Below are 5,288 nucleotides of genomic sequence, written 5' to 3'. Positions count from 1 at the left end.
CCCGTTAGTCGTTGGGGGGTGCCGTGGTGGGGGGGTTACGGGCGGGCGTCGCCGTGACAGTGGTAGAGGATCAGAGGCGTCCGTCACCGTCAGCCATCAGGTCGGTGACGTGCCTCCTTCGATATGGGCGAGATCAATCGACAACAGTCGCAACCGTTTGACGTTCGGTGCTGAAGCGGGCGCATATTCACGGTCAGCGCGTTGCGCCGCGAAGCGATGGAAGAGTTGATCGACTGTTGCGCTTCTACAATCACGGGCGTCTGCACTCGACATTGAGCTACGTCAGTCCAGTGCAATTTGAACAAAACTGCCACGCCCGCACAGCGGCATAATAAAGTCACAGTTAGCGCATACGAAATTCGCGGGCAACGTTAGTCCGAATTCTCTGCATCCAAAGGTAAGCGGCTCGCGGCTGCCGTCGTAGACAGCCACAGGGATCGGCATCAAATTGCTGCCCATGTTTTCGAAGTGACGGGCACCACTTTGTCAGATCCGAGCGCCTGGCAGCCCTAAATGTCGCACGAACCATAATCCGCCATTCCGACGTCGCCATCGCCATCGCGATGGAAGCTTCCGAGCCAAGGGTGTCAATCCCCAGATTGACCCGAGAGAACGTCTTGAACGCGAGCGTGTAGTTACGGGGCGACGCCGGTATCTGGCTGAACAGCAAGCCGAGGCGGTGCGACTCGTTTCGGTGATGATCGTGAGGGAGGCATCATCGGTCAATGAACCTCGTGCGTCTGCCGGAGCCTCCGATCGTGATGCCAGCTGTGCCCGCTGGTTCAATCGAAGTTCGGATCGGCCGGGAAGCGGTTAGAGTCGACGGTATTGTCGACGCTGAGATACCCGCTGGACGGCAACGTCTTCATCTAAGGTGTGCGCCGGCGGCGATCTCGTGAGAATACTTTGGATAACTGAGAAAGCAGGGCTCTAGACTCTCACGAAACGGTTGGAGCGAGGGAGTTTCATCAGGCCGCAGACCTGTGGCGGAAGGTTTTCCCGACCTCCAGTCAACTTGTCGATATTGCTTGAGGGCATCGGCTGGCGGCAACCGCGCCGCACTGCGGCGCTGTCGATGTTGTACCGCGCTGAGGCCTCGCAAACTGCGCCTCATGTCGAACGGCGCGCATCTCCCTGAGGGTGTCCGCGCGCTTCAGGCCTGGCGCGTCGCTTGCCGAACGGAGGGTGAGATCGAGCGGTTGCTGCGGGACATGGCCGACAGGGAACTCGAGATCGAGTGCTTAACCGGCAGATCGCTCGGCTCGAAACCGAGCTTGAGGACCTCGCTGCCCGGCGCAGCGTCGCCAATGTATGCCGAGTCCACGTATCGATCGCGAGTACGTCTAGCGTCAACGCGTCGCCGCAGGAGGCGCTGTCATGCCATGCGTCGTGCGAAGAGCATTCGCTCGAACTCGATCCGTGCTGGCCACTGTGCGGAAAAGTCACGCGGTTGATCGGCGAAGACATATCCCGAGCAGTTCACTCGTGTCTCGGACGCCGCACTGACACTTCTATAGGAGATGCTTGTGAAAATCGATAGAAAATCAAGTATTTTTCAAGTCGTATATGCAGTGTCAGGATCTGCTGCACCTGCCGTTTTGCCACAGGGAATACCCGACCGCACCATACAGTGCAACTGTGAACAGGTTGCAATCGTGGCTCCGTCGCCGGTAAGCGCTAAATACGCGTCAACCGTTGACATCCCCACTGCTCTTTGGATCACATCGAGCATACGCGGGAACATGAGCGTGTTCACGAATTCACCGGATGCGTGGTGTAAGGCAACACCGGGGCCGTACGTCGCCTACAAGCAGCCGACTATGCCGATTTCCTACGGTGTTACGGTTGAATGTCGGACTAACGCGGTTATAAAGCAGTCTTCCGTTTCCATTCAAGTCTGTACGCCGTTGTTAACCTGTCAGACGCGAGACATTACTCTTAATATTACTCGGTAGATAGTTCACTGCCGACGCAAAGGCACCCCAGTTCTTTCTCGGAGGCTTCCAGCGAGACTTCCTTCGGCGTCGAATCCAATGAGAACTCTATACGATGTCCCGATCCGATCCTCGAAGAAACGAATACTGGATATTCCCGACGAACGTCTGCGATCGTCGCACGTGCGTAACAACGGGCCGTATGACGTACTGATCCTTGCTGACTGCAAACGCCAACGAGCCCCCGAAGCCGTCATTGGATTAGAAGTGCGCTTGACGTTGCGCTCGGGCGCATTGCGTCAATTGTCGGAGCTTCGCCGGAAGACCCCTCATGATGCGCCATGCTCAGCCGGAGCACCGTAGCGCGCCGGCGGTTTGATTCTATGACATGAAGCAGACCTTGGCATTTTCGGGAAGCGGCAGTTTACGCGAGCGTCACGTCACGTCTCGACGGGGCAAGTGCAATGAACGCGATCAACATTAAGATCGTGCGAATGTCACGTGCTGCAATCGTCAACGATGTCAGTCCTACATGCGATTTTGACGTCGGCATGCATGCAGTATCTCGTTGACCGCAAATGCTCCTCTCACGGTTTGCACATTTTGCAGGACACACAGGTGATACGCTCTTTCGCGGGGCAACAGCATGGCACCGTTTCTGTAAAGCGCGTTGCAAGAGTTGCTGATTTGTTGTGCCGCAAAGCTGCTCTGACTGTTTCCCAACGAACGCAGGATGCATTGATCGTAGTCTGGATTATCACTACCGTACACAGGGGTCGAGAGCGGGGCGGCGAGCGTGATGGAGACAAACAGATAGGCGAGTTTGAGCATGATTGTGGCCGAGACTCACGGACATCACGGCGGGCAGTAATGGATCGACAGCGATGCCTGAATCGCTGTCGATCGACCGGTTGTGGCCGACTGCTGACCGATGTGCATCGGATGGGTATTGCTTCTGACCGGTCGCTGAGACATTTAGTTCGCGTGGCCCAAGCCAAGTGCAGCAAGGTTGGGGGTTTGTCAGAACGCCAAGCTACCGCAGATTGGCACATTATTGTTGCAACGGTGACAAAATCGATGCACCGCTAACAGGAAGGCTTGTGTAGGAACAAGGGTTGTGCTGATCGCGGGCGCGGGCGGCAACCAGTTCGGATTATGACGCGGCAGAACTCCGTAGTCCGTGACTCTCTCTTGGCAACCTCGGGCAGTTCCGCCACATGAACGAGTTCGCGCTGGCGACCGCAATGCGGTATTGCGAGATAGCAGCGCTCAAGTGGGCCGATATCGACTGGTCGAAAAAAGTTGCGCGCCTCCATGCGAGCAAAAACGGTTTACCGCGCGATGCCGCTCGCGACAGCCGCGCAGCCGCGCCGGATCGTCTGAAGCGTGGGGAGGGCTTGATGTCCGCCGAGGTGATCGAACGCGCCTTCGGCTCGTGCGCAAACTGAAGATTTCGCGATATGCGGTTCCATGACCTTCGGTACACAGCCATCGCGCGTTACGCCCTATTGTCTCTTAGCCCGATTCACATATCGGTGGTCTCAGGCCACAAAGATATCCGGATGCTGCAGCGCTATACGCACCTTCAAGCGTGGGAGGTGGTCGAGATGATGCGCTAGCGAACTTGTCGCAGCGGGGCATCCCGGCTCGCCGCGTTGCCTTCGCGCGATCATAGCCTGCGCAAAATCGGCATGCTCCTCGTCTGACCTCGCGTCTCCGTCCGCCATCCACAGCAACTGCATCGCGACACACAGTATCCTGCGGCGCGATCCATCAGCGTAGTCCAGAAGCGCGGGCAGCGATCTAAGCGCGTGGTGAGCGCTTCCGCGTTCCTTTCGACGCGGACAAGTCCGTACTGTTTCCGCCATCAAGCGGCCTCCGTTTGGAAGCCTGATCCGACATGCCCTTGGAGCAGGCTGCGAAGTTCTTGTGGCGGCATCCATGGCGCGTGAAATGTATGAGTTCGACATGTACGGCGTGAGCTATCGCACGGCACTTTTCGCGGCGGTCGGAGGGTTTGGGATCACCTTGCGGGACTCCGCAACAATCCGGCTGCAAGAGTTGTTGCGGCTTACGGAGGTGATGACTTCTGACGGGGCGTGGGTTTCGCTGTCCAAGCCGCGAATGATCGTTACCGGGTGCGGCATTTCGCCGTATATGGCGCGGTCGGCATGTTCGACCGTCTGGACACGATTCATCCTGCGGAGTTACTGGCGCTGACCGAAGTGAAGGACGGGGAGGCGTGGCACTCGTTAGCCTTTCCGCAGAACATCGACAGGTACGTGCGGGACGTTTTGGGCGCGCTGCGGCCGCACGAGGCGTTGGCCGCAATCATGAACCTCGTGAAGCAGTACAGCTTCGGATTCAAGGCGCCTAAGGTCAACGTGCCGCACCGCTTCCGGACCGAGACTGAAGAAAAGGACGATCCGGGCGGCATGCGTCCGGTCCTTTCGTGGCTGTATACGGAAGGGAAGGCGACCATGCGCGAGTTACAAAAGGACTACACGCTGGAAGATGCGTTCCGCAAGCACCGGGAACTTCTTAAAGCGAAGGTGAAGGCCGCGCTCGAAACAGAGGCCGCACAGAAGAAGGCTAAGGCGAAGGGTGGGTGAGCAAAACGAAACGCCCGCCTATCCGATCAATAGTGTGGGGGTTCTATGGTTTCGTGGCTTGAGCGATACGTGCAGCCGTCATGGCCGTGACTTGGTGAGCTATCTGCTTTCTGTCTTCACTATCAGCAGCGAGCGCGGCGCGATACTTGGCGACCATCCCTGACAGGCTTGTCTTGATCTTGTGCGCGGCAACTATTTCAGCTTCGAGGTGTTCTGACGAAAGTGTAGAGAAGTCTGCACCTTCGCTCGGAAGGCTCGGTGCAATTCTGTCGATTTGCGCGCGGTCTGCCGCCACCGCTTCATCCCACACGATTTTGTTGCCTGATCCGCCTAGTCCCTTCGCCGCGAGCACGGCATGGCGGGAGCCGTTTGCCTCTTCAATCAGTGTTGGCAAAGAGGAAAGGGAGTCGTGGGCATCACTCAGCACCTTCCGGAGTTCAAGCCGCAGGTCCAACGACTTGATTTGGTTGGCCCGCCGATAGCCTAGGAAGCCAGTTACCGCTCCGAATATTCCCGTCGCCATCCCAACGTAGCCCGTCCAGTCTGCGTCCGCCATTTTGGTCTCCGCGTGAGGATCTGCAAATTGTACATAACAAGGGCCAGGAAATAGGCTAGTGTTACGGCTTTTTAGAAATGTCCGGTTCTGGCTCATTAGAAATGTCCGATTCCTGTCCCGGTTGACGCGCACGCTCGCGTGAGGCGTCGACCAGGGGCGAACCATGAACGGACGTGAGCTGATCAC

At 57.5% G+C, this 5,288-nt stretch carries 4 protein-coding genes and 1 pseudogene; 3 read left to right on the top strand and 2 right to left on the bottom strand.

The genetic code is table 11. The features are described 5' to 3' along the window. Nucleotides 1-170: 170 nt before the first annotated feature. Nucleotides 171-332: pseudogene (locus VSR34_RS37310) on the top strand (IS3 family transposase); the annotation flags it as partial. Nucleotides 333-2,462: 2,130 nt separating this feature from the next. On the opposite strand, the gene VSR34_RS37305 reads toward VSR34_RS37310, so the two are convergent. Then, nucleotides 2,463-2,765 (bottom strand): VF_A0006 family four-cysteine protein, encoded by a 303-nt coding sequence (locus VSR34_RS37305; RefSeq protein ID WP_081723445.1) that lies wholly within the window; start codon nucleotides 2,763-2,765, stop codon nucleotides 2,463-2,465. 386 nt (nucleotides 2,766-3,151) lie between these two features. On the opposite strand from VSR34_RS37305, the gene VSR34_RS37300 reads away from it, so the two are divergent. Both VSR34_RS37300 and VSR34_RS37295 read left to right on the top strand, forming a co-directional pair. Next, the gene (locus VSR34_RS37300) at nucleotides 3,152-3,382 is read left to right on the top strand and encodes a tyrosine-type recombinase/integrase (protein WP_028214503.1); all 231 of its coding nucleotides are present in this window, start codon (nucleotides 3,152-3,154) and stop codon (nucleotides 3,380-3,382) included. Nucleotides 3,383-4,105: 723 nt separating this feature from the next. Continuing rightward, nucleotides 4,106-4,546 (top strand): hypothetical protein, encoded by a 441-nt coding sequence (locus VSR34_RS37295; protein ID WP_028231700.1) that lies wholly within the window; start codon nucleotides 4,106-4,108, stop codon nucleotides 4,544-4,546. 43 nt (nucleotides 4,547-4,589) lie between these two features. Here the strand turns inward: VSR34_RS37295 and VSR34_RS37290 are convergent. Beyond that, nucleotides 4,590-5,288: hypothetical protein (locus VSR34_RS37290; protein WP_342965114.1), on the bottom strand; the 699-nt coding region annotated here is incomplete at its 5' end.

This window comes from Paraburkholderia sp. JHI2823 (assembly GCF_038900695.1).
GTDB lineage: Bacteria > Pseudomonadota > Gammaproteobacteria > Burkholderiales > Burkholderiaceae > Paraburkholderia > Paraburkholderia mimosarum.
The sequence above is the reverse complement of the archived record's forward strand: the minus strand, read 5'-3'. Positions and strand labels throughout refer to the sequence as shown.